This is a genomic window from Loktanella sp. PT4BL (genome assembly GCF_003201935.1).
Lineage (GTDB): Bacteria > Pseudomonadota > Alphaproteobacteria > Rhodobacterales > Rhodobacteraceae > Yoonia.
Genome location: NZ_QJJL01000003.1, coordinates 314,317 through 335,393, shown reverse-complemented (window position 1 = coordinate 335,393; position 21,077 = coordinate 314,317). Strand labels below are relative to the sequence as shown.

General features: G+C 56.9%; 25 protein-coding genes. 10 read left to right on the top strand and 15 right to left on the bottom strand.

Annotated features, from left to right (window positions below):
• Positions 1–13: 13 nt before the first annotated feature.
• Positions 14–823, top strand: coding sequence for a trypsin-like serine peptidase (locus C7964_RS11415; RefSeq protein WP_110279788.1), 810 nt, complete (start codon positions 14–16; stop codon positions 821–823).
• A gap of 132 nt (positions 824–955) precedes the next feature.
• A complete protein-coding gene (locus C7964_RS11410; RefSeq protein ID WP_181417164.1) occupies positions 956–1,423 on the top strand; it encodes an Hsp20 family protein in 468 nt (155 codons plus the stop codon).
• Positions 1,424–1,757: 334 nt separating this feature from the next.
• Here C7964_RS11410 and polA read toward each other — a convergent pair whose 3' ends face one another.
• Together polA and C7964_RS11400 are read right to left on the bottom strand one after the other, a co-directional pair.
• Positions 1,758–4,574 (bottom strand): DNA polymerase I, encoded by a 2,817-nt coding sequence (gene polA, locus C7964_RS11405; protein ID WP_110279786.1) that lies wholly within the window; start codon positions 4,572–4,574, stop codon positions 1,758–1,760.
• 104 nt (positions 4,575–4,678) lie between these two features.
• On the bottom strand, positions 4,679–4,858 hold the full coding sequence (locus C7964_RS11400) for a zinc-finger domain-containing protein (RefSeq protein WP_076659887.1): 180 nt from the start codon (positions 4,856–4,858) through the stop codon (positions 4,679–4,681).
• An 87-nt stretch (positions 4,859–4,945) separates the two neighbouring features.
• Between C7964_RS11400 and C7964_RS11395 the strand changes: the two genes are divergently transcribed.
• On the top strand, positions 4,946–5,875 hold the full coding sequence (locus C7964_RS11395; protein WP_110279785.1) for an ABC transporter ATP-binding protein: 930 nt from the start codon (positions 4,946–4,948) through the stop codon (positions 5,873–5,875).
• A 62-nt stretch (positions 5,876–5,937) separates the two neighbouring features.
• On the opposite strand, the gene C7964_RS11390 is transcribed toward C7964_RS11395, so the two are convergent.
• Together C7964_RS11390 and C7964_RS11385 are read right to left on the bottom strand one after the other, a co-directional pair.
• Positions 5,938–6,300 carry a histidine triad nucleotide-binding protein gene (locus C7964_RS11390; protein WP_110279784.1) on the bottom strand — a complete coding sequence of 121 codons (363 nt, stop codon included), beginning with the start codon at positions 6,298–6,300 and terminating at the stop codon, positions 5,938–5,940.
• Between the two features lie 8 nt (positions 6,301–6,308).
• On the bottom strand, positions 6,309–7,886 hold the full coding sequence (locus tag C7964_RS11385; protein ID WP_110279783.1) for a DUF5928 domain-containing protein: 1,578 nt from the start codon (positions 7,884–7,886) through the stop codon (positions 6,309–6,311).
• A 141-nt stretch (positions 7,887–8,027) separates the two neighbouring features.
• Here C7964_RS11385 and C7964_RS11380 point away from each other — a divergent pair, with 141 nt between their 5' ends.
• Both C7964_RS11380 and C7964_RS11375 read left to right on the top strand, forming a co-directional pair.
• On the top strand, positions 8,028–8,822 hold the full coding sequence (locus tag C7964_RS11380) for a sulfotransferase family protein (RefSeq protein ID WP_110280241.1): 795 nt from the start codon (positions 8,028–8,030) through the stop codon (positions 8,820–8,822).
• Between the two features lie 61 nt (positions 8,823–8,883).
• Entirely contained in the window at positions 8,884–9,591 is a 708-nt protein-coding gene (locus tag C7964_RS11375) for a hypothetical protein (protein WP_110279782.1), read from the top strand.
• On the opposite strand, the gene C7964_RS11370 is transcribed toward C7964_RS11375, so the two are convergent.
• A complete protein-coding gene (locus C7964_RS11370) occupies positions 9,569–10,561 on the bottom strand; it encodes an adenosine kinase (protein WP_110279781.1) in 993 nt (330 codons plus the stop codon). The two genes, C7964_RS11375 and C7964_RS11370, sit on opposite strands and share 23 nt — an antisense overlap.
• A complete protein-coding gene (gene nth / locus C7964_RS11365; RefSeq protein WP_110279780.1) occupies positions 10,558–11,202 on the bottom strand; it encodes an endonuclease III in 645 nt (214 codons plus the stop codon). The genes C7964_RS11370 and nth overlap by 4 nt, the downstream gene beginning before the upstream one ends.
• A 93-nt stretch (positions 11,203–11,295) precedes the next feature.
• On the opposite strand from nth, the gene C7964_RS11360 reads away from it, so the two are divergent.
• The 3 genes from C7964_RS11360 (at position 11,296) to C7964_RS11350 (ending at position 13,800) form a co-directional block, all read left to right on the top strand.
• Positions 11,296–12,144 (top strand): methylated-DNA--[protein]-cysteine S-methyltransferase, encoded by an 849-nt coding sequence (locus C7964_RS11360; RefSeq protein WP_110279779.1) that lies wholly within the window; start codon positions 11,296–11,298, stop codon positions 12,142–12,144.
• Positions 12,145–12,261: 117 nt separating this feature from the next.
• Positions 12,262–12,918, top strand: a complete 657-nt coding sequence (locus tag C7964_RS11355) for a YiaD family glycine zipper/OmpA-like lipoprotein (RefSeq protein WP_110280240.1) — start codon at positions 12,262–12,264, stop codon at positions 12,916–12,918.
• 114 nt (positions 12,919–13,032) lie between these two features.
• Positions 13,033–13,800 (top strand): FadR/GntR family transcriptional regulator, encoded by a 768-nt coding sequence (locus tag C7964_RS11350; protein ID WP_110279778.1) that lies wholly within the window; start codon positions 13,033–13,035, stop codon positions 13,798–13,800.
• Here C7964_RS11350 and C7964_RS11345 read toward each other — a convergent pair.
• The 6 genes from C7964_RS11345 to C7964_RS11320 all read right to left on the bottom strand — a co-directional run bounded on the left by C7964_RS11345 (position 13,797) and on the right by C7964_RS11320 (position 17,210).
• Complete coding sequence (locus C7964_RS11345; protein WP_110279777.1) at positions 13,797–14,537, bottom strand: CPBP family intramembrane glutamic endopeptidase; 741 nt, start codon at positions 14,535–14,537, stop codon at positions 13,797–13,799. The genes C7964_RS11350 and C7964_RS11345 overlap by 4 nt on opposite strands.
• Positions 14,538–14,656: 119 nt before the next feature.
• Positions 14,657–15,217 carry a F0F1 ATP synthase subunit B gene (locus tag C7964_RS11340; protein WP_110279776.1) on the bottom strand — a complete coding sequence of 187 codons (561 nt, stop codon included), beginning with the start codon at positions 15,215–15,217 and terminating at the stop codon, positions 14,657–14,659.
• A 3-nt stretch (positions 15,218–15,220) separates the two neighbouring features.
• Positions 15,221–15,766: a F0F1 ATP synthase subunit B' gene (locus tag C7964_RS11335; RefSeq protein WP_110279775.1), complete on the bottom strand. Its 546-nt coding sequence runs from the start codon at positions 15,764–15,766 to the stop codon at positions 15,221–15,223.
• An 80-nt stretch (positions 15,767–15,846) separates the two neighbouring features.
• A complete protein-coding gene (locus tag C7964_RS11330) occupies positions 15,847–16,071 on the bottom strand; it encodes a F0F1 ATP synthase subunit C (RefSeq protein ID WP_055293956.1) in 225 nt (74 codons plus the stop codon).
• Between the two features lie 55 nt (positions 16,072–16,126).
• Positions 16,127–16,885: a F0F1 ATP synthase subunit A gene (locus C7964_RS11325; RefSeq protein WP_110279774.1), complete on the bottom strand. Its 759-nt coding sequence runs from the start codon at positions 16,883–16,885 to the stop codon at positions 16,127–16,129.
• Positions 16,875–17,210, bottom strand: a complete 336-nt coding sequence (locus tag C7964_RS11320) for an AtpZ/AtpI family protein (RefSeq protein WP_110279773.1) — start codon at positions 17,208–17,210, stop codon at positions 16,875–16,877. The genes C7964_RS11325 and C7964_RS11320 overlap by 11 nt, the downstream gene beginning before the upstream one ends.
• Positions 17,211–17,416: 206 nt before the next feature.
• On the opposite strand from C7964_RS11320, the gene C7964_RS11315 reads away from it, so the two are divergent.
• Positions 17,417–17,740, top strand: a complete 324-nt coding sequence (locus C7964_RS11315; RefSeq protein ID WP_110280239.1) for an ArsR/SmtB family transcription factor — start codon at positions 17,417–17,419, stop codon at positions 17,738–17,740.
• A gap of 60 nt (positions 17,741–17,800) precedes the next feature.
• Here the strand turns inward: C7964_RS11315 and C7964_RS11310 are convergent, their stop codons facing one another.
• A complete protein-coding gene (locus C7964_RS11310; RefSeq protein WP_181417163.1) occupies positions 17,801–18,190 on the bottom strand; it encodes a winged helix-turn-helix transcriptional regulator in 390 nt (129 codons plus the stop codon).
• Between the two features lie 107 nt (positions 18,191–18,297).
• Between C7964_RS11310 and C7964_RS11305 the strand changes: the two genes are divergently transcribed.
• The gene (locus C7964_RS11305; protein WP_110279771.1) at positions 18,298–19,155 is read left to right on the top strand and encodes an SDR family oxidoreductase; all 858 of its coding nucleotides are present in this window, start codon (positions 18,298–18,300) and stop codon (positions 19,153–19,155) included.
• Positions 19,156–19,244: 89 nt separating this feature from the next.
• Here C7964_RS11305 and C7964_RS11300 read toward each other — a convergent pair whose 3' ends face one another.
• The gene (locus C7964_RS11300; protein ID WP_110279770.1) at positions 19,245–20,123 is read right to left on the bottom strand and encodes a DMT family transporter; all 879 of its coding nucleotides are present in this window, start codon (positions 20,121–20,123) and stop codon (positions 19,245–19,247) included.
• Positions 20,123–21,001, bottom strand: coding sequence for a LysR family transcriptional regulator (locus tag C7964_RS11295; RefSeq protein ID WP_110279769.1), 879 nt, complete (start codon positions 20,999–21,001; stop codon positions 20,123–20,125). Before C7964_RS11295 ends, C7964_RS11300 begins: the two co-directional genes overlap by 1 nt.
• Positions 21,002–21,077: the final 76 nt, after the last annotated feature.

The following is a 21,077-nucleotide window of genomic DNA, read 5'->3' as shown; positions in this document are numbered from 1 at the left end:
GATACGGACAGGCATGATACGGCAGCTTCTCGTCTCAGTGATCCTCGGGGTCGCAACGACGCTTGCAGCGCAGGCGCAGGACGCAGGTCTTGTGACGCTCCAGACACGTCAGGACAGCCAGGGATGGGAAGCCGTCGGGCGGCTTGATATCCGTGGCAAGGGGTTCTGTACGGCGGCCTTGATCCGCGATCGTCTGATCCTGACAGCGGCGCACTGCCTTTATGATCTGGATGGCTCTCTGGTGTCGCCCGACCGGTTTTCCTTTCAGGCGGGGCTACGTGACGGGCAGGCACAGGCCACACGCGCCGTGACAAGGGCGGTCGCACATCCGGACTATACCCATAACGGCGATGCAACCGATACCAGCAGTGTGGCCATTGATATCGCTGTTCTGGAACTGGACCGACCCATCCGCAACACGCGTATCCTGCCTTATGCGATTGCCCAGCGCCCGATAACGGGTGATCAGGTTGGCGTTGTTTCCTACGGGCGCGGTCGCGAAGATGCGCCAAGCCTGCAACAGGTCTGCGATGTGCTCGGACGGCAGACCGGTGTGATCGTGATGACCTGCGATGTGGAATACGGCTCAAGCGGGTCACCGGTATTCATGATGAACGACGGACAGACACGGATTGCCTCGGTCGTTTCGGCGATGGCACAAATCAACGGGCAGAAAGTGTCTCTTGGTACCTCGCTTGAAGGGCCTTTGAATGTTTTGTTGAGCCATTTTGCAACGCTTGGCCCTGCGCGTATCGGGGGTGTGCAACGGCTTATGCCGGGCGGCACACGCAACGATACGGGCGCGAAATTCGTCCAGCCCTGAGCCTCTTGAAAGCGAAAACAACCGCCCCCACATAGTCTGTATCGGGATGCCAATGATGGGTCCCGCACAACCGGCCTGTCCCTAATGGGAAGGTCAATACACTGTTATCGCTTAAGAAAAAGGATGACCCAAATGCGTGCATTTGATCTGACACCCCTCTACCGTGCCACCGTTGGCTTTGACCAGATCGCTGATCTGATGGATCGCGCCCTTGCCAGTGATGTTGGCCAGAACACCTATCCCCCTTACAACATCGAGAAAACCGATGATGACGCATGGCGTATCTCGATCGCCGTTGCCGGTTTCTCAGAAAATGATCTCGCGATTGAGGTCAAGGACCGTGCGCTTCTTGTCACAGGCCGCAAAGCCTCGGACGACAGCGAGCGCAACTACCTCCACCGCGGCATCGCCACCCGCGCATTCGAGCGCCGCTTCCATCTGGCCGACCACGTCCGCGTGACCGGTGCGAGCCACGAAAACGGCATGCTCAACATTGACTTGGTGCGCGAAGTGCCCGAGGCGCTGAAACCGCGCCGGATCGAGATTACGTCTGACGCGAAGAAAGACGCCAATCTGGTTGAGGCGAAGTCGGTTAACTAAGCCGGCAAGACACAATCACAGCGACGCGCTACCCTAACGGGTGGCGCGTTTTTTGTTTCGCGACCGCTATGTCAGCAATGAGCCCAATGTTCCGCCTGAGGCGCAGTCCGGCCATCGTCCGACCAGGAGGGCTTTGTGGTGTCAGAGGCACGGGGGCGTGCAGCAAAAGCAGGGTGAGCTACCTTTAAAAGCGTTGCAAAATCGCCCTCCTGGGGGAGGTCGGGCGATGGCCGGACTGCGCCGGCCGGTTATGCTGTGGGGCTGCTTTTGTGTGAAACGAAGAAGGCAATTAGATTCCGCATAGCGGCCATTCAAGACTTACCCACCGAACCGTCTAATGCGCCTCGGCCCAGTTCGCACCCTGCCCTGCATCCACGGCCAGTTTCACATCCAGTTTCACCGCAGGGTCGCTTGCGTTTTCCATCACGTCCCGCGCCGCCTTGATCAGGTCATCAGCTGCCTCTTCATTGACCTCGAAGATCAATTCGTCGTGCACCTGTAGCAGCATTTTGGCGGGCAACCTCTCTATCGCCGCAGGCATCCGGATCATGGCCCGCCGGATGACATCAGCCGCTGTCCCCTGGATCGGCGCGTTGATCGCAGCACGTTTGGCAAAGCCTGCTTGCGGCCCTTTGGCGTTGATCTCGGGCGTATTGATCTTGCGCCCGAAGAGCGTCTGCACGTAGCCGTTGTCTTTGGCAAAGGCGACCGTATCATCCATATATTTGCGGATTCCGGGGAAGCGTTCGAAATAGCGGTCGATGAACCCCTGCGCCTCGGCCCGCGGGATGCGCAGGTTGCGGGCAAGGCCGAAGCCAGAAATGCCGTAAATCACACCAAAGTTGATCGCTTTTGCCTGACGGCGCACATCCGGCGTCATCTCGTCCAGCGGCACATCAAACATTTCCGATGCCGTCATCGCATGAATGTCGATGCCATCCAGAAACGCCTGTTTCAGCGCATCAATCCCCGCGATATGCGCCAGAATGCGCAATTCGATCTGGGAATAATCGAGGCTGACAATCACCTTGCCGGGTTCGGCCACAAAGGCCTCGCGAATGCGCCGCCCTTCCTCGGACCGCACCGGAATATTCTGCAAATTCGGATCGGTCGAGGCAAGGCGCCCCGTGTTCGCGCCCGCAATCGAATAGGACGTATGCACGCGCCCCGTTTCTTTGTTGATATGCTCTTGCAGAGCATCCGTGTAGGTCGATTTCAGCTTCGACAGTTGCCGCCAGTCGAGGATGCGGCGCGGCAAGTCGTGCAGTGTGGCAAGGTCTTCAAGAACATCGGCGCCGGTGGAATAGGCACCAGTCTTGCCGGTTGACGGCTTCTTGCCGTCGGGCATTTCCAGCCCCATTTCATCGAACAGGATTTCACCCAACTGCTTGGGCGAGCCGACGTTAAAAGGCCGCCCCGCCATTTCCTGAATCTCCGCCTCAAGCCCCGCCATTTTCTGGGCAAAGGCATTCGACATCCGGCTGAGCGTATCACGGTCAACCTTGATCCCGTCCCGCTCCATCTGCGCCAGCACCGGCACAAGCGGGCGCTCCATCGTTTCATAAACGGTGGTGACGCGGTTCACATGCAGTTGCGGTTTGAATTGCTGCCAAAGACGCAGGGTGATATTGGCATCTTCGGCGGCGTATTTTACGGCGTCATCTACCGGCACACGATCGAATGTGATCGCAGACTTACCGCTGCCCAACAAGGGCTTGATCGGGATCGGCGTATGCCCCAGATACCGCTCGGAGAGCGTGTCCATGCCGTGGTTATGCAGGCCAGCATTCATCGCATATGACATCAGCATGGTATCATCTATCGGGGCAACGGTGATATCAAGACGGGCAAAAATCTTGGTGTCATACTTCATGTTCTGCCCGATCTTCAGGACCGCGGAATCCTCAAGCACAGGTTTGAGCATCGCCAGACACTCTTCCAAATCCATCTGGCCCTCGGCCATATCATCCGATCCGAAGAGATCATCCGAAGAAGCGGATTTATGGGTCAGCGGGATATAACAGGCCTGCCCTGCCGCGACACACAGCGAGATGCCGACAAGATCGGCAGTCATCTCGTTCAGGCCAGTGGTTTCGGTGTCGACCGCCACATACCCACGTTCGCGGATGCGGTCGATCCAGACCTGCAGGGCAGCCGCATCGTGCACACATTCATAGGTATCGGCGTCGAAACCCACCTGTTCCGGTGTTGCGACATCTGTAGCTGCGGGGGTGGGTGCTTCGATGACAGGTGGCGCAACCCCCAGCTTCTCGGCAATCCGCTTGCTTACCGTGCGGAATTCCATTTCGGCAAGGAACCCCAACAGAACCTCTGGATCAGGGTCGCGCACTTCCAGATCATCAAGGCCAAAATCCAGTGTCATATTGCAATCAAGCTGGACCAGCTTTTTCGACAGCTCGATCTGCGCGCGATGTTCGATCAAGGTCTCGCGGCGCTTGGGTTGTTTGATCTCGTCCGCGCGGTCCAGCAGGCTTTCCAGATCGCCATATTCATTGATCAAAAGCGCGGCTGTCTTGATCCCGATCCCCGGCGCACCCGGCACGTTATCCACGCTATCTCCGGCAAGCGCTTGCACATCGACCACGCGGTCGGGGCCCACGCCAAACTTTTCAACCACGCCTTCGCTGTCGATGCGCTTGTTCTTCATCGGATCGAGCATTTCAACGCCATCGCCGACCAACTGCATCAGGTCTTTATCGGAGGATACAATGGTCACGCGCCCACCGGCATCCCGCGCCTGATGGGCAAGGGTTGCGATAATGTCGTCGGCCTCGAATCCTTCCATCTCCTCGCAGGCGATATTGAAAGCCTTGGTCGCCACGCGGGTCAGCGGGATTTGTGGGCGCAGATCCTCTGGCATCGCCTCGCGGTTGGCTTTGTACTGGTCGTACATATCGTTGCGGAATGTGTGGCTGCCTTTGTCGAAAATCACGGCCACATGGGTGGCGGCATCATCACCATTGTTGCCGTCGACATACCGTTGCAACATGTTGACGAAACCGCTGACCGCACCAACAGGCAGGCCATCGGATTTGCGTGTGAGGGGTGGCAGCGCATGATAGGCGCGAAAAATGAAGGCGGAACCGTCAATCAGATGCAGGTGACAGCCTTTGCCGAATTTCGTTTCCATCGTTTCATCCCCTCATGTCTTGGGCGCAGATGTGCCATGATACGCATCATGGTTCCAGTGACCATCTGCCTTGCAGCGACACTTAGCGCAAAAAACGGGATGGATCAGACTTTGCCCTCAAAGTCCTTATGCACAAGTTTTGCATCGCAATAAGGACATTCAATCCAGCCTTGCTCATGCGGGATTTGAAGCCACACGCGGGGATGACCCAGCGCACCTTCACCGCCATCACAGGCCACGCGCCAATCGTTCACAATCTTTGTTTCGGGTGCCGGTGTGGACATGATCTTACCTGTCTGGTTGCCGCGGGGCGCGCCCCGCCTTAAGTCTGCATCAGACATACCGCAGGCGCGGCGCAGGGGAAAGACAACATGACCGACAATGCCATAGAAATTCACGGGCTGAAGAAAACCTATGCCGCCACGGGGCGCAGCCCTGCCAAAGAAGCATTGAAGGGGATTGATCTGGATATTCCGCGCGGATCAATCTTTGGCCTTTTGGGGCCGAATGGCGCGGGCAAATCGACGCTGATCAACATTCTGGCGGGTCTGGTCGTGAAAACCGAAGGTACCGTAAAGATCTGGGGCTTTGATCAGGACAAGAACCCGCGCCAATCGCGCGCGGCCATCGGGATCATGCCGCAAGAGCCGCATCTGGACCCGTTCTTTACCCCCGCAGGATCGCTCGACGTACAGGCTGGGCTTTATGGTGTGCCCAAGAACCAGCGCAAGACAGCCGAGATTCTGGAACTGATCGGGCTGACGGACAAAGCCAACGCCTACGCGCGCTCGCTTTCGGGCGGCATGCGGCGCAGGCTCTTGCTGGGCAAGGCTCTGGTGCATTCGCCGCAAATCCTTGTGCTGGATGAACCCACCGCAGGCGTTGATATCGAGTTGCGCAACATGCTTTGGCAGAATGTGCGGAAACTCAACGATGAGGGAATGACGATCATCCTGACGACCCATTACCTCGAAGAGGCCGAAGAGATGTGCGACGACATCGCCATCATCAACCACGGCGAGGTGATCGTGCGCGACAGCACTGCCAACCTGCTGGGACGGCTGGACAGCAAGACGCTGGTGATCACACCCGACAGCCCCGCCGATCTGCCCGCCCTGCCCGATACGATTACCGGACAAAAGCTGGCCAATGGCATGCTGACCTTCACCTACCAGAGCGGCACAACACCCGCAGACCAGATCCTGAATATTGTGCGGGATGCCGGGATCACGATCAAGGATGTCAAAACGCAAGAGGCGCATCTGGAAGAGGTGTTCCTGTCGCTCACCTCATCCAAATAGGCATGGACTTTCCATGTCCCTTCAAACTTCCCCCGGAGGGCATCAAAATTCCTGAATTTTGATCAGCGCGCCAACATCCGCCCCATGGGACGACCACCCAGAATATGCATGTGGTAATGCGGCACTTCCTGCACCCCATGCGCGCGGGTGTTGGCAATCGCGCGGAACCCTTCCTCGACACCGGTCAGACGACACACCTCGGCCACGGCCTGCATAAAGCCACTGTGTTCCTCGACCGAGGCATCGCGGGCAAAGTGATCAAGGCTCATATAAGGGCCTTTGGGGATGACCAGCACATGCACGGGCGCCTGCGGTGTGATGTCTTCAAAGGCCAGCGCATATTCGTTTTCATAAACGGTTTTGTTTGGGATTTCTCCCCGCAGGATTTTTGCAAAGATGTTCTGATCGTCGTAGGCGTATTCCATGTGTATCCTCAATCAACAAAGAGATGGGGGGTGTCTGCAAGCGTGCGTGCCACATCCGGCGACACGCTCAGAAACTGGGCAAGTGCAGATGCATTTTCGTCTGCCGTCGCCGTTTCCTTGATCCGGCTGGCATTCACAAATTGCGCATCGCGAATGGCCTCGCGTTCATAGACCATGTCATGGCGAATGGTTGGCAAAAGGCGCGCAAAGGTAGCCTCGCTGGTCTGAGGACCGGCAAGGCCAACCCGCATCGCATGACCGATCAGATAATCATCGTCAAAACCACATTCGATCTCAAGCAGGCGCACAGTGGCGCGGTCGGTGTAGAAATCCGTAATCAGATCGAGGCTCGATGTATCAAGACAGATCACCAAGCGGTCGCTGTCAAAATGATCGAAAAGCAGTCGCATCAAAGCACGCCGGTGCCGTCCACGTTTCTGCAAAGAGGTCTCAATGCCGCCAAGGTCCGGTAGCGGTGTTTCATCTTCGTTAAAGAGGTACTCCAAGGCCGGCACATTGGTATGATGCTGGATCGCGGCCACAAGTCGTTTGGCGACATGCCATTTCTTGCACGCGATGATCATCAGCTCGCGACTGCGCCCGAGTGTCGTTTCATTCTCCCAGAGCCGTGGCGCAAAGCGCCGCCCTACGCGGCCCCGACCCGTCAGGAACTGAAACAAGCTGCGCCCTTCGTCCGAAATCACAAAATCCGTCCGGTCGCTGGCATAGAGCGTGCCAAGCCTGCCGCGCAGGTCTTCTGCCTCAGGGCTGATCTTGCGGGCAAAAAGCGATCCTTGCCCCAAGAGCAGCTCATAATGATCGTTATAGAAGGTCACCGGCATACCGTAGTCCGTAAACATCAGAAACGTCAGCGTGCGGTTCTCGATCTCGCGGGCAGGCACCAGATGACGCACGAGGGTCTGAAAGAACGTCTCATCGGGGATCCATGTTGTGCGGAAAAAGCGCATCACATCACGGCGGGCATAGGCGAATTCGAGGATCGCCTCGATGGTCTGACGGCGCAAACACCACCATTGGCTACCAATCATGATCTGCAAATCCTCGGGGATTTTGCGCGTCATCTTGAAACGCTTTTGCAACTCCAAGGCGGTATAGAACCGGCGCTTCTGCGTCCGCTCGTTAAAGAAATGGCGGTAAACCAGTCGTTCCTCGCGAAAACCGGTCTTGATCCAGTTGCTGTCAAAAAAATCATGGCTTTCGATGTAGTCCACATCGTTTGCGTCCAGCAGGTCGTGGGCAAATTTCGCAGATTTGATGGGCATGCAATCGCCCGACACCATGTAGAAATGCGTCGCGCGCGGAAACGCCGAAACGGCGGCTTCAACGGCATGTAGGGTCGCCTGCACAAGGCTCCACTCGCCCCATCCGCATTTCACGCGACGCTTGGCAAAGGCCACATTCTCGTTTCCGGCCAAAGCCGCTTCGATCTCGCGGAAATCCTGCGCCGAGGCGGAGGCATCAAAGTGGATCGCAATATAGTCACCCGCTGCCGTCAACTGCTCTGCCTGCTGGATGATCGCCGCAGGGTTCTTGTGACACAGCAAGATAAAGGCGACACGTGCCATGTTTTCGTTCGATCCTCTTTCACAAGTCGTGCTCAAAGCTGTCATAACGCGAACAGACATTGAAGTTACAGGCTTTCTTTGCTTTGAAAGAGGCCAGTACTCGAAAAGGATTTCTGCGTGGCGAATTTTCCCGGAACCTGGATGACCGATAGCGAAAGCGTGGTTTACCGCGTGGTGCCCAAATGCGCCTGCTCGACCATTGGTCAGATCATGTACTATTCAGACCATGGCGCATTTTTCGACGGTGACATCCATGATGCCAAGACGGGCATCCACAAGTGGGCACTGGACGACAGCAAACCGCTGATTGAGCGGAACGTAGCGGCGCACCAAAGCTATGCGTTTACCTGTGTGCGCAATCCCTACACCCGCATTCTGTCGTCTTTCTTTGACAAGATTTGCGGCGTGCAGCGCAATGGCAAATACTATCGCGGCAATCTGGTGCCGCTACTGATCCAGAAATACGGGATCGAGGTAGGCGACCCCGAAAGCGGCTTTGAATTCGACCAGATCAAAAGCTTCCGGCGGTTCCTGCTATTTGCGCGCGATACCATCCGCTGGCGGCGCCCGATGGAGCCAGACATCCACTGGTCGGCTATGTCCGGTCATATCTCGACCTTCATCGTGAACGGCGGGCGTTACGACAGCATTTTCTGGACCGAGAAATTCAATGACGGGATGCAGCGGATGCTGGACGGTATCGAAACCAAACATCCGGTCGATCTGGCGCAGATACCGCGTTTTAACGAAAGCGAAGGACACGGCCCCAAACGTGCCCATCCTGTCGAGGATTACTTCGACGATCTGTCCATGCATATCGTCTATGAGATCTACAAAAAGGACTTTCGTATCTTCAAATACGATTTCGAAAATCCCGCCAACAAGATGCCCATTGGCGAGATTGATCTCGATGAGGTTCACGCCAAACTTGGCTGACACTCGACATTTGCGCCGCATGGCCTAACTCTTTGATCGTAAAGACGAAGGATATGGTCTTATGTCGGTCGTACTGATCCTGGGCAGTGGCCCGAATGTCGTAAAATGCCGTGAGTGGCCGCGTGATCCCTTTGACCGGATTGTGGCGATCAATAACGCCTGGGCCGTGCGCCCTGATTGGGATGATCTGATCCATCCTGACGACTTCCCTGTTGAGCGGATGCCGGTGGATATGTCCGCGGGTCAGCGGATCATTCGAGCGACAGAATATGTGCCGCTCCAGAATACACTGGGTGGCTTTGTCTATGCCGGAGGCACGATGGCCTTTACTGCATCCTACTGGGCTTTGGCCGCGCTCAAGCCGAGGGTGATCGCCGTCCTGGGCTGCGATATGGTTTACGACGATGCCAGCAAAACCCATTTTTACGGCAAAGGCACAGCCGATCCACTGCGCGAAGACGTCTCTCTGCGGTCTCTTGAGGCAAAATCTGCGCGCCTGATGGCACTGGCCGCACGCCAAGGGTGCGCAATGGTCAACCTGTCAACCGATGAAAGCAGGCTGGTTTTTCCGCGCGCCACGCCAGAAACCGCGGCAGATGCCAAGCCGCTATTGCCAGACGAAGCAGTTATTGATGCCGCTTTGGCCGAAGAGGAACGTTTGGGATATTACGTCCCCTCCGGCAAATACTGGAAAGAGGAAAACCGCTTTGATGTGGCGTCCATAGATGCGCTGGACGCGCTCTGGCTTAAAGCAGTCCCTGCCCTTTGAACAAAGCTTTCAAATCCGCCTCGGGGCGTGCACCGATGTGGCTGATCACCTCAGATGCGGCGACATTGCCCATCATCGCGCAGGTCTGAAGGTCGTGACCATTGGTCAGCCCCCACAGGAACGCACCGGCAAAGAGATCACCCGCGCCGGTGGCGTCAACAATCTGTGTCGGCACAGCAGGCACATGCCAGCGCTGGCCTTCAGCCAAGACATGTACGCCATGTTCGCTATCGGTGCAGGCCACGATCGCCACCTCTGACGCCGCTTGCGCGAGGGCCGCATCGAAATCTTCGGTCTGATACATCGACCGCATTTCAGCGCGATTGCAGAACAGCAGATCCACGTGATCGCGGACCATATCGCGGAATGCATCGCGGTGCCGCTCAATGCAGAAAGGGTCAGAAAGGGTCAGAGAAACGCGCCCGCCCGCGCCCTTGCAGGCCGCAACGGCCTTGGCAAAAGCGGCATGACTATCGGGGCCGTCAAAACGGTAGCCTTCCAGATAAATCCATTCGGCTTCGGCCATCTGGTCTTCGTCGATGTCATCCGCAGACAGGAACTCTGTGACGCCCAGATAGGTATTCATCGACCGCTCGCCGTCAGGGGTGACAAGGACAATGCAGCGCCCCGTTTCAGCCTCTTCGGACTTGGGCGCCATCGCTGTTTCGTAACCGGCACCTTGCGCGCGCAGATCATGGGCAAAGATCGCGCCCAACTGGTCGTCTTTCACCTTGCCCACATAGGCCGTGCGCCCGCCCAGATGCGCAATACCCGCAATCGTATTGGCCGCAGACCCACCGCTGACCTCTTTGGCCGGTCCGACGCGGGAATAGAGATCAACCGCGCGCTCCATGTCGATCAGTTGCATGATGCCTTTCTCAACACCGGCCTCGGCCAGAAACGCATCTTCGGCGCGCGCCAGAACATCGACCATCGCATTGCCGATGCCCACGACCTGATACTTTTTCATAGGTTTTTATCCTCAAACATACAAAGATCGCGGATCAGACAGCCCGCGCATTTCGGTTTACGTGCCACACAGGTGTAGCGGCCATGCAGGATCATCCAGTGATGCGCATGAAGTTGAAAATCAGCCGGAATATGGTCTTCGATTGCGCGCTCGACCGCATCCACATCTTTGCCAGGAGCTACACCGCTGCGGTTACCAAAACGGAAAATATGGGTGTCGACGGCTTGGGCCGGTTGCTGCCACCACATATTCAGCACCACGTTGGCCGTTTTGCGCCCGACTCCGGGCAGGGATTGCAGCGCAGCGCGGGAATTGGGAACAACGCCACCATAGTCATCGACCAGAATCTGGCTCATCTTGATGACGTTCTTGGCTTTTTGCCGGAACAGGCCAATGGTCTTGATATGCTCGGTCACACCCTCAAGCCCGAGGTCGAGCATTTTCTGCGGTGTATCGGCAATCTTGAACAGCTGCCGCGTCGCTTTGTTCACACCTGCGTCAGTGGCCTGCGCCGACAGCGCCACAGCCACGACAAGCGTGTAGACATTCACATGCTCAAGCTCGCCTTTGGGCTCAGGCTCTGCTGCATGGAACCGCTCAAAGATCGCGCGGATAGTATGATAATCAAGCTGTTTGGCCATGGCGTCCGGTATGCCTTGAAGCCCGAAAAGGGGCAAGCGTGGATGCGCAATTTTCGGGTCGCTTCACCGGTGCCTTGCCCATAGTTTGACCGCATGGAACAGAATGACACATATCATTATCAAGTCATGCGCCGCGCGATTGCGGCAATCGACGCAGCAGGCGATGCCCCGCTCCCGCTGGCCGATCTGGCCGCCGAGATGAACATGAGCCCCGCACATTTTCAGCGCCTCTTTTCCGCGTGGGTCGGTGTGTCGCCCAAGCGTTACCAGCAGTATCTGACACTGGGTCATGCCAAGGCGCTGCTGCGTGACCGGTTCACCACGCTGGAAACGGCCCATGCCGTCGGCCTGTCGGGCAGTGGCCGCTTGCACGATCTTTTTGTGCGCTGGGAGGCAATGAGCCCCGGTGACTATGCCCGCGACGCAGCTGACCTGACGATCCGCTGGGGGTGGTTTGACAGTCACTTTGGCCCCGCTCTGGTCATGGGTACCGCGCGCGGGATTTGCGGGCTGGCCTTTGCCGCCGAAGCCGGACCGGATGAGGCCATGGCCGATCTGCAAGCGCGCTGGCCCAAAGCCGTCTATATCGAAGACCCTGACGCCCTTTCTCCTTGGGCGACAGCCGCCCTTGGTATGGCTGGCGAGACACAACTGCACATGATCGGCGCGCCATTTCAGCTCAAGGTCTGGGAGGCGCTGCTGAGCATCCCTTCGGGCCATGTCACCACCTATTCCGAAATCGCACAGGCCATCGGTAGCCCCAAGGCCGTCCGCGCCGTTGGTACTGCCGTCGGGCGCAATCCTGTCAGTTGGCTGATTCCCTGTCACCGTGCTTTGCGCAAATCGGGCGCACTCGGGGGGTATCATTGGGGTCTGCCGGTCAAACGCGCCATGCTGGCATGGGAATCCGCGAGGGCCGACGCCGCGCTGCTAAACCTTTAGAATAGGCAAAACCCTGCTGGTCGCCGCGCCGTTATTGGATATCATGGCAGAAATGGGCATAAGCTGACCCATCACAGAGGTGCGCCTATTGCACCGATATCAAATGGAACCATGACCATGAAACTTTCGAAATTCCCGCTCGTTGTCGCAGCTGCGTCACTGACCCTGATTGCCGCCTGCGATGAAACCGGTCCGAACCAGATGCAGAACACACAACAGGGTGCCGCAATCGGCGCTGGCGCTGGTGCGCTTTTGGGTGTGATCGCCAATAGTGGCGGCTCTGTCGAAGACCGCCAGCGCGGCGCGTTGATCGGTGCGGCCCTCGGTGGCGGTATTGGTGCCGGCGTCGGCAACAGTCTTGACCGTCAGGCAGAAGACCTGCGCCGTTCACTGCGCAGCGATGTCGGCGTATCCAACAACGGCCGCAACCTTGTTGTTGTTCTCAGCCAGGACCTGTTGTTCGCAACAAACAGCACGCAGGTGTCCGGCACATCGCAGAACGAGTTGCGTATCGTTGCAAACTCGCTGAACCAATATCCGAACACGACGGTCAACGTGATCGGCCACACCGACAACGTCGGTGATGCCGCCTTCAACCAGGGCCTGTCCGAACGCCGCGCGCAAGCTGTTACCGCGATTCTCATCGGCGGCGGCGTGTCACCAGCCCGCATTCGTTCGATCGGCGCTGGCGAGAACAATCCGATTGCCTCGAACCTGAACGAAGCAGGCCGCCAGATGAACCGTCGCGTGGAAATCGTGATTACGCCGAACTAAGGCGCAGCTTCATACACTGGATTTCGGAGGAGCCGCAGCGATGCGGCTCCTCTTTCTTATTGTGGATGCAGGGCTTTGGTCATATCATTTGACCAATACATTCTGAAAGCTCACATGCCTTTTGAACCGGTCAGCCAAGAAAAACTCTCGCATGGCGTTGTGCGCCAGATCGAAGGATTGATCCTGAGAGGCATTTTGCGTCCCGGCGAACGGCTCCCGTCAGAGCGTGAGCTCAGCGAGCGGATGAGCGTGTCACGCCCGTCGCTGCGCGAGGCCCTGTCAGAATTGCAGGAGCGTGGCTTGCTGGCGTCCAAGGCCGGTGCCGGCGTTTATGTCGCCGATGTACTGGGGTCTGCCTTTGCGCCGGCATTGGTTACACTGTTTTCCACCCATGACGAGGCGGTGTTCGACTACATCAGCTTCCGCCGCGACATGGAAGGATTGGCAGCCGAGCGGGCCGCGCGATTGGCCAGCGATACCGACCTTCAGGTGATCAACGCCATTTTTGAAAAAATGGAAGCCGCGCATCAGAAACGGAATCCTGCCGACGAGGCCCATCTGGACGCTGATTTTCACCTGTCCATCATCGAGGCCAGTCACAACATCATCATGCTGCACATGATGCGCTCGATGTACGAGCTTTTGCGTGAAGGCGTGTTCTACAACCGCACAATCATGTTCAAGCAGCGCATGACCCGTGATGCGCTTTTGGAACACCACCGGATTATCAACACGGCCCTGCAGAACCGCGATGCAGCAGGTGCACGCAAGGCGGTCGAAACACATTTGAATTTTGTCGAAGCCTCGCTGACAGATCATAAGAAATCCGAACGCAATGAGGTCTTTGCTCAAAAGCGGCTGGAGCACGAAGGCCGGCGCTAATCTGCGCGCCCTTTCCGGATCATAGCGGTCCAGAGCCAGATCGAGATGACAGCCTGAATGGCAATACCGATCAGGGCAAAAGGATGCAGGATTGCTGCGATCTGACCGAGGATCACAGCAATGTTCCAAAACCAGTGCCAGATAATCAACGGCCAGAGGTTGCCAACGCGGATCGCGATCGGGGCAAGAAAGAACCCGACCAGAAACGCAAAGAGCACTTGCAAAGATGTTTCACCCGCGCCCTGCCCCGCAAGCCGGTTTACCCAATGGAAAAGACCGAACGCGAATGCGCTAAGAAACATTGCCATGGGCATCGCTATACGTGTCATTGCGCCGCGCAGAAGGATACCCCGAAAAACAAGCTCTTCGCCGAAGGCAATCAGAAATGTCGTGACGAGTAGGAGCGATATTCCGGCAGCGCCCAAGCCTGCCATCGTCTGTGCAGTGAGCGTCTGCACAAGACCCAGACCCATCACGGCAAGGATTACCCAGCTTGGCAGAAACCAGAGCATACCGGACCACTGCAACCGGCCGAACCCGACCGAACGCCAAACTGCATTGCGCATTGCAATGGCGACACAAAAGAGAACTGCCACCAGTTGAACAGGTAGCAACAGGAGTAGTGCCATTTCGAGGGTGATCGGTTCTGGCCGCAAAATAAAGACAAGGGCCGTCCCGACAGCGATAATCGCAGCATAGACAACTGCGGTGATTATCCCGAGCCGGAGGCCAGGCATCGTCAATACTCCTGCACTGCGCCCCGAGTGCCAGTCTCAGAGACACCCCTGCCTCTGTCAACGAAAAAGCCCGACTGCGCAGGGCACAATCGGGCTTTCACAAAAGGTATGTTTCGGGCCTAGTGCAGTTTTTCAGCAACCGTGCCGATGGCATCATCAATCAAAGCGCCAGCCGCTTTCGCGTCCATCTGCTTGGCCATGACATCTTTGGCGACAGCAACAGCGACATTCACCGCTTGGTCACGGACCTCTTTCACTGCAGAGGCCTGCGCGCTTTGGATCTGCTCTTCAGCAGCGGCAAGGCGACGCGTGATTGACTTCGCGATATCCTCTTTAGCAGAAGCGGCAGCATTGGTTGCCTCTTCCTTCGCAGCCGAAACGATCCGGGCAGCCTGTTCCTGTACTTCTTTTTGCTTACGTTCGTAGCTGGCCAGCAGGGCCTGCGCTTCTTCACGCAAAGCTTTCGCTTCGTCCAACTCGGCTTTGATGTTGTCCGCACGCTTATCAAGCATACCGCCAACAAGGCCGGGAACTTTGAAGTAGAGCAGGATTCCGATGAAGATCAGAAATGCGATCGTGACAACAAAGTCAGTGTTCGCCAGCGAAAAGAACGGCTTGTCACCGGCAGCAAGCGCTGGGCTTGCAGCAAGAGCAAAAAGGGATGTGAGCATCAGTCTCATGGTTTATCCCTTCATCCGTGCAGTGACCGCAGCGGTGATCGTTTTCGCGTCAGCAGTGCCGCCCATCGCGACAACCAGTTCCTTGGCCGTGGCCTTGGCAACTTCTGTGACGCTCTTGACTGCACCTTCGCGAATTTCGGCAATCGCCGCTTCGCTCTCGGCCGTCTTGGCGGCAATCTGTGCGTCAGCTTTCTGAAGCTCGACATCCAGTTCAGCCTGAATTTCTGCTTTGGCTTCGGCCACGATCTTGTTGGCTTCCGCACGCGCATCCAAGAGCGCTTGATCATAAGCCGCTTCAGCTTCAGCCGCCTTGTTCTTTAGCTCTTCAGCCGCAGCGATATCATTGGTGATCGTGCCGGACCGCTCTGCCAGAACCGCGCTGATGCGAGGCAGTGCGACGCGGGACATCACGAAGTAGACTGCGATAAGCGTGATAACCAGCCAGAAAATCTGGTTGGGCATCCAATCTGCGCAAAGCTGCGGCATGCCAAGGGCGGACCCCCCTGCATCAACGCAAACTCCTGCGACGTCTGTTGTTTCTGTTGCCATTATGGCCCCCGAATACCTTGAATGTTTACCTGATGGCCGCGGTCACGCGCCCATCAGGCCGTAAGGATATGGGTGTGCTCTTAGACTGCGAACATAAGCAGAAGCGACACGAGGAACGCGAAGATCCCCAGAGCTTCGGCAAATGCCAGACCGATGAACAGTGTTGCTGTCTGACCAGCAGCAGCAGATGGGTTGCGCAGTGCGCCTGCCAGGTAGTTACCTGCTACGTTGCCAACACCCAGTGCAGCCAAACCTGAACCGATTGCCGCAATGCCTGCGCCGATGTGTGCGAGATCGCCTTCCATGTGAATTCTCCTTACGATTGGAAGTTGAGTAGAGTGGCGGGAAACCCCGCCGTTGTTAGTGTGCGGGATGAAGCGCGTCTTTGAGATATACGCACGTCAAGATGGTGAAAACATAAGCCTGGATGCCGCAAACAAGGATCTCCAGACCGTAGATCGCGATGATGCCCAGGATTGCAGCGGGGCTGATCAGCGCCGCTGCAGCGAAGGTCGCGAACACTTTCAGAACGACGTGACCGGCGGCAATGTTGCCAGCCAAACGAATGGACAGGCTCACTGGGCGTACGAAGTAGGAAATGATCTCGATGATCGCGATGATCGGGCGCAAGAATGCAGGCGCATCCGACATCCAGAAGAGGCCAAGAAACGCAGGGCCGTTCTTGACGAAGCCAAGGATTGTGATCGCGATAAATACGCCAAAACCCAAAATCACGGTAACCGCGATCATCGAGGTCGGCGAATAGGACATCGGGATCAGGGCAAGATAGTTTGAGAACAGAATGAACAGGAACAGCGACATGATGTAGGGGAAGTATTTCACCCCGTCCTTGCCGGTGACGTCCTCAACCATCTTGTAGATGAAACCGTAGAGAAGCTCGCCAACGGATTGCAGGCGCGTTGGAATGATCGCGCGGCCACGGCTACCCAGCACAAAGACCGCTACAATTGCCAACAGCGCGATTGCCATCCAGAGCGTTACGTTTGTCGGTGTATACCAGCTTACGGGACCATCACCAAACAACGGCTTGACGATAAATTGGTCCAGCGGGTGGAATTGGAATACGGAACCACCTTCGGAGTACTCTTCAGTCGCCACGTGCTTCACCCTCTTCTGTCGCAGCCGCAAGCTGCTTTCGTTGAACCTCTTTGGCTGATCGCACCATGGTCATCACACCAGCCGCGAGGCCAAAAAATATAAACAGCACCAAGAAAATAGGCATCGTCCCCAACAGGGTATCCAGCCCGTATCCGATGCCAAATCCGATCCCAAGACCGGAAACAAGCTCGATCACCATTCGCCAGGCAAGTTGCACCTGAGAGTAGTGTTCTTCCGAATGGTCCTTAACCTCAGCCGGCGCTTTCATTGCAGCGATCTTCGCTTCAAGCGCCTTGAGGCGTGCTGCGTCTTCGCTTTCGGACATTGGTATAACCCTTTGGAAGGTTGGGCATGGTTTAGGGCGCAGGGGAATTAGAGTCAATAGAGCCCACCTCCCGTATTAATTGTTTAAAAACAGATAGTTATAGAATCTCCGGGCGCTGCAATCTCCAACCCTCGACACAACCCAACCAAAACCCGATATTCAACCAAATGGTTGACGTTTCGATTGCGTGCCGCTTAATCGACGCTATGACCACCCAACTTGACCAAACCTTCGCGGCATTGGCCGACCCGACACGGCGTGCGATCCTCGCGATGCTGCTTGAGGATGACATGGCCGTCACCGACGTTGCGGAACCGTTCCAGATGTCATTGGCAGCGATCTCCAAGCACCTGGGCGTCTTGACCGCAGCAGGGCTGATCTCGCAAGAAAAGCGCGGGCGTGTGAAATGGTGCAAGCTGGAACCGGACGCCTTGCGCGAAGCCTCGGTCTGGATGCAGGCCTTCGGGCAAATGGACGCAATAGATCTGGACGCATTTGAAACGTTTCTTGCGCAACAACTCGGCGTTTAAGGTAAATCCAGACCCACCGCGCCATGTATGCAGTTGTTCAGAAAGCGCGCTGGCGGCGTGTCATGCCTGATCGAAGCGCGCTCGCGACGCCGCAATCTGGTTTTCTTGCGAGATCGCCCAATCCACCATCTGGGACAGTGGCACCAGAAAGGACCGCCCCAGATCAGAGAGGCGGTATTCAACACTCGGTGGTTTGGTGTCGAAAACCTGCCGAATAACCAAACCGTCCCTTTCCAGATCGCGCAGGGACTGCGTCAGCATCCGTTTGGAAATATCAGGTAGCGCGCGTCCAAGTGCGTTAAATCGTTGCGGTCCAACCGCAAGCTCAAGCACGATCAGGCTGGTCCATTTGGCCGCAACATGATCGAGAATGCTGCGCACAGGGCAATTCTCAAGCGTGAAGCCCGCCTCTTTGAGCTGTAATGGCCGGTTGCCTGTCACCTGATTCATGGCGGTTCCCTTTTTGTAACCTGGAGACAAATTCATGCCTCCTTTACGAGGCGAAATGCGGTCTCTAAATGAGAATTATATACGAAACGAAACCACAAGGAAATACAATGTCGACATTCCTCATTACCGGCGCTTCGGGCCAATTGGGTCAACAAACAATCAGCCGCCTTGCGCAAAGGACAGACGCCGCAAACATCGTGGCATTGGTACGCACCGATGCGCAGGCGGCGGATTTTGCCGATCGCGGCATCGCAACCCGCAAGGGCGACTACAACGATCAAGCCGGCCTTGAAGCCGCATTTGAAGGCATTGACCGGATGCTCTTTGTTTCCGGCTCTGACATCGCGAACCGTATGCCCCAACACAAAGCCATCGTTGCAGCGGCCAAGGCGGCTGGCATCGGTTACATCGCATACACCTCTTTGCTTGATGCAGCTGAAAGCCCGCTTGCGCTGGCAGCAGATCACAAAGCAACCGAGGCGCTGATCGCGGATAGCGGCATCGCATACACTTTCCTTCGTAATGCATGGTATAGTGAAAACATGCTCATGAGCCTTGAGCAGGACCTGAACATGGGTCAGCACTTTGGCGCAGCTGGTGACGGCAAGTTTTCCTTTTCATCTCGGGGCGATCTGGCCGAGGCCGCAGCGATTGCTCTCTTGGGCGGATATGATGGTGAAACGCTTGAACTTGGCGGTGACGAAGCGCTGTCGATGGCAGACTACTGTGCAATCCTTTCTGAAGTTGCTGGCAAAACAGTCACTTATGTGGATATGCCCGCGCAAGCCTATCAAGAGGCGTTGCAGAGCGCGGGGTTGCCGCCAGAATTTGCAAGCTTCCTTGCGATCACCGATGCGCAGGCTGCGCATGGCGCCCTGCAAGACGACAGCAAGACCTTGTCCAAGATGCTGGGCCGTCCGACCGTGACAATGGCGGACGTCCTGCGGAAAGCTTTGCAAAAGTAGGCAAATCCTAGGTATTCATATACTGGCCCCCCATGTCGCTGGGGGCCAGTCCCGTCCGCGTGAAACCCGCCCTTAACTGACACGAGGCACTACTCTTCGCGCAGCAACATAACCAAAGCTGCGACCGTCAACGCGACGCCCGCCAGCACCCAGACCGGCGGTGGCGCACCCCCCAAAGCCAGCGCCCAGACAATCACCCATGACGGGACAAGATAGGTATAGGCCATCACCTTGGAGCTTGGCAGCCGCATGGCTGCGAATTGCAGCAAAACGAAAGTCGAGGCACTGGCAAAAACCGCCGTATAGAGGATTGTCAGCCAAACAATTGCCGGTAGCGCAGCCCAGTCAGTGGCCATCAAGTCCGCCCACCCCCACATTATCAGCAGTATTGATCCTGCCAGCATGACACCAAAGGAAAACACAGCCGCACTTTCTCCGCGGTTCAGTTTGCGCACCAGTGGCGTGTAAATCGCATGTGCCGCGCAGCCCGCAAAATAGATCGCCTCACCCCGCCCTATCTCAAAACGCAGGATTGCCGCGACATCGGCGCGGAAAATCACCCAAACGGCCCCAACGGCCCCGATCAATAGGGCCAAAGCAATGCGTGGGGTCAGTTTCTGGCCCAGCAAGAACCAGCCAAAGCCGGCCGCCATGATGGGTGTTAGTGTAAAAACCGCCGCAGCGCTGACGGGAGGTGCAGTTTTCAACCCCTCGAACATCAACACGAAATAGGTGCACAGGAAGACGGCGAGAAGAAGATAGCGCCAAGGCGCTCGCGCAGCCGCGCGGGGCACGCCTGTCGTCAGCAGCAGTGCCGCGCCCACAACACAAGTCGCAATCCAGAACCGCACCGCGTTCAGCGCAGTGGGCGTGATTTCGTTGGCTGCCAAAGCGCCCAAGGCAAATGACCCTGCAACCAGCATCGAGAATGCAAGCATCGCCAGATGCCCGGCTCGGGCGGGCAACATTACGCTTCCAGCGTCTTGATACGGTCTTTCAGATAGCGCAGGAAGGATTGCACCTTGGTTGTCCGGTGCAAATCAACATGCGTCACAATCCATAGCGGCACAGACCAGATGTCCCGCCGCTCGACGACTTCGACCAATTCGGGGTGGGTGCTCAGGGCCTGCGACATCACAAAACCGATGCCGCCACCCGCAATCACAGCATCCTGCAAATTCCGGTCATCGGTTGCCCGAAACGTCAAGCGGTCCTCGGTGACCACCTCGCGCAACCAACGGGTAAACGGCGCGCGGCTGGTGTCATCATCCTGAGTGACAAAAAAGTGGTTCTTCAGATCGGCCTCATCCTTGGGCATCCCGTGCCGCGCGATGTATGCCTCGGACGCGACCAGCGCCATTTGCTGATGCATGAAAGGCTGCACCACATTGTCCGGCTCATCGGGCATCTTGCCGGCGCGGATGGCAACATGCGCCTCACCATATTCAAGCCGGAACACGCGTTCACCAGTGCGGTAGCGCACGCGGACTTCGGGGTGCTCTGCCTGGAATCCGACCAGAATGGGCGTCAGGATACGCGACGCCAGCCCGAGTGACGTTACAACCAGATCACCCGATACACCTTCACCCTGCCCTTTGATCCGCCCTGCAAGCTGCGTGAACTGGTCATCTGTGGCTTGTGCCACCTGTAAAAGGTCTTGTCCGGCTTCTGTCGCGGTATAACCGCGTGCATGTCGCTGGAAAAGCTTGACCCCAAGCCGTTGTTCCAGCGCATCAATATGACGGATTACAGTCGCATGGTGAACGCCAAGCTGCTCGGCCGCGCCGCTGACGGTGCCTTGGCGCGCAACCTGAAAAGCGGTCCTGATTTCGTCCCAGTTGTCCATTTTCCATCCTGTGCGCTGACAAACATATAGCCATCAAATTTGACCAAATCGTTCGCGGACGCAAGCCCTTGCTCTG

Excerpts from the sequence above, each read along its gene's own strand:
- C7964_RS11415 (WP_110279788.1), top strand. The coding sequence starts at position 14 with ATGATACGGCAGCTTCTCGTCTCAGTGATCCTCGGGGTCGCAACGACG.
- C7964_RS11410 (WP_181417164.1), top strand. The coding sequence starts at position 956 with ATGCGTGCATTTGATCTGACACCCCTCTACCGTGCCACCGTTGGCTTT.
- polA (WP_110279786.1), bottom strand. The coding sequence starts at position 4,574 with ATGGAAACGAAATTCGGCAAAGGCTGTCACCTGCATCTGATTGACGGT.
- C7964_RS11400 (WP_076659887.1), bottom strand. The coding sequence starts at position 4,858 with ATGTCCACACCGGCACCCGAAACAAAGATTGTGAACGATTGGCGCGTG.
- C7964_RS11395 (WP_110279785.1), top strand. The coding sequence starts at position 4,946 with ATGACCGACAATGCCATAGAAATTCACGGGCTGAAGAAAACCTATGCC.
- C7964_RS11390 (WP_110279784.1), bottom strand. The coding sequence starts at position 6,300 with ATGGAATACGCCTACGACGATCAGAACATCTTTGCAAAAATCCTGCGG.
- C7964_RS11385 (WP_110279783.1), bottom strand. The coding sequence starts at position 7,886 with ATGGCACGTGTCGCCTTTATCTTGCTGTGTCACAAGAACCCTGCGGCG.
- C7964_RS11380 (WP_110280241.1), top strand. The coding sequence starts at position 8,028 with ATGACCGATAGCGAAAGCGTGGTTTACCGCGTGGTGCCCAAATGCGCC.
- C7964_RS11375 (WP_110279782.1), top strand. The coding sequence starts at position 8,884 with ATGTCGGTCGTACTGATCCTGGGCAGTGGCCCGAATGTCGTAAAATGC.
- C7964_RS11370 (WP_110279781.1), bottom strand. The coding sequence starts at position 10,561 with ATGAAAAAGTATCAGGTCGTGGGCATCGGCAATGCGATGGTCGATGTT.
- nth (WP_110279780.1), bottom strand. The coding sequence starts at position 11,202 with ATGGCCAAACAGCTTGATTATCATACTATCCGCGCGATCTTTGAGCGG.
- C7964_RS11360 (WP_110279779.1), top strand. The coding sequence starts at position 11,296 with ATGGAACAGAATGACACATATCATTATCAAGTCATGCGCCGCGCGATT.
- C7964_RS11355 (WP_110280240.1), top strand. The coding sequence starts at position 12,262 with ATGAAACTTTCGAAATTCCCGCTCGTTGTCGCAGCTGCGTCACTGACC.
- C7964_RS11350 (WP_110279778.1), top strand. The coding sequence starts at position 13,033 with ATGCCTTTTGAACCGGTCAGCCAAGAAAAACTCTCGCATGGCGTTGTG.
- C7964_RS11345 (WP_110279777.1), bottom strand. The coding sequence starts at position 14,537 with ATGCCTGGCCTCCGGCTCGGGATAATCACCGCAGTTGTCTATGCTGCG.
- C7964_RS11340 (WP_110279776.1), bottom strand. The coding sequence starts at position 15,217 with ATGAGACTGATGCTCACATCCCTTTTTGCTCTTGCTGCAAGCCCAGCG.
- C7964_RS11335 (WP_110279775.1), bottom strand. The coding sequence starts at position 15,766 with ATGGCAACAGAAACAACAGACGTCGCAGGAGTTTGCGTTGATGCAGGG.
- C7964_RS11330 (WP_055293956.1), bottom strand. The coding sequence starts at position 16,071 with ATGGAAGGCGATCTCGCACACATCGGCGCAGGCATTGCGGCAATCGGT.
- C7964_RS11320 (WP_110279773.1), bottom strand. The coding sequence starts at position 17,210 with ATGTCCGAAAGCGAAGACGCAGCACGCCTCAAGGCGCTTGAAGCGAAG.
- C7964_RS11315 (WP_110280239.1), top strand. The coding sequence starts at position 17,417 with ATGACCACCCAACTTGACCAAACCTTCGCGGCATTGGCCGACCCGACA.
- C7964_RS11310 (WP_181417163.1), bottom strand. The coding sequence starts at position 18,190 with ATGAATCAGGTGACAGGCAACCGGCCATTACAGCTCAAAGAGGCGGGC.
- C7964_RS11305 (WP_110279771.1), top strand. The coding sequence starts at position 18,298 with ATGTCGACATTCCTCATTACCGGCGCTTCGGGCCAATTGGGTCAACAA.
- C7964_RS11300 (WP_110279770.1), bottom strand. The coding sequence starts at position 20,123 with ATGTTGCCCGCCCGAGCCGGGCATCTGGCGATGCTTGCATTCTCGATG.
- C7964_RS11295 (WP_110279769.1), bottom strand. The coding sequence starts at position 21,001 with ATGGACAACTGGGACGAAATCAGGACCGCTTTTCAGGTTGCGCGCCAA.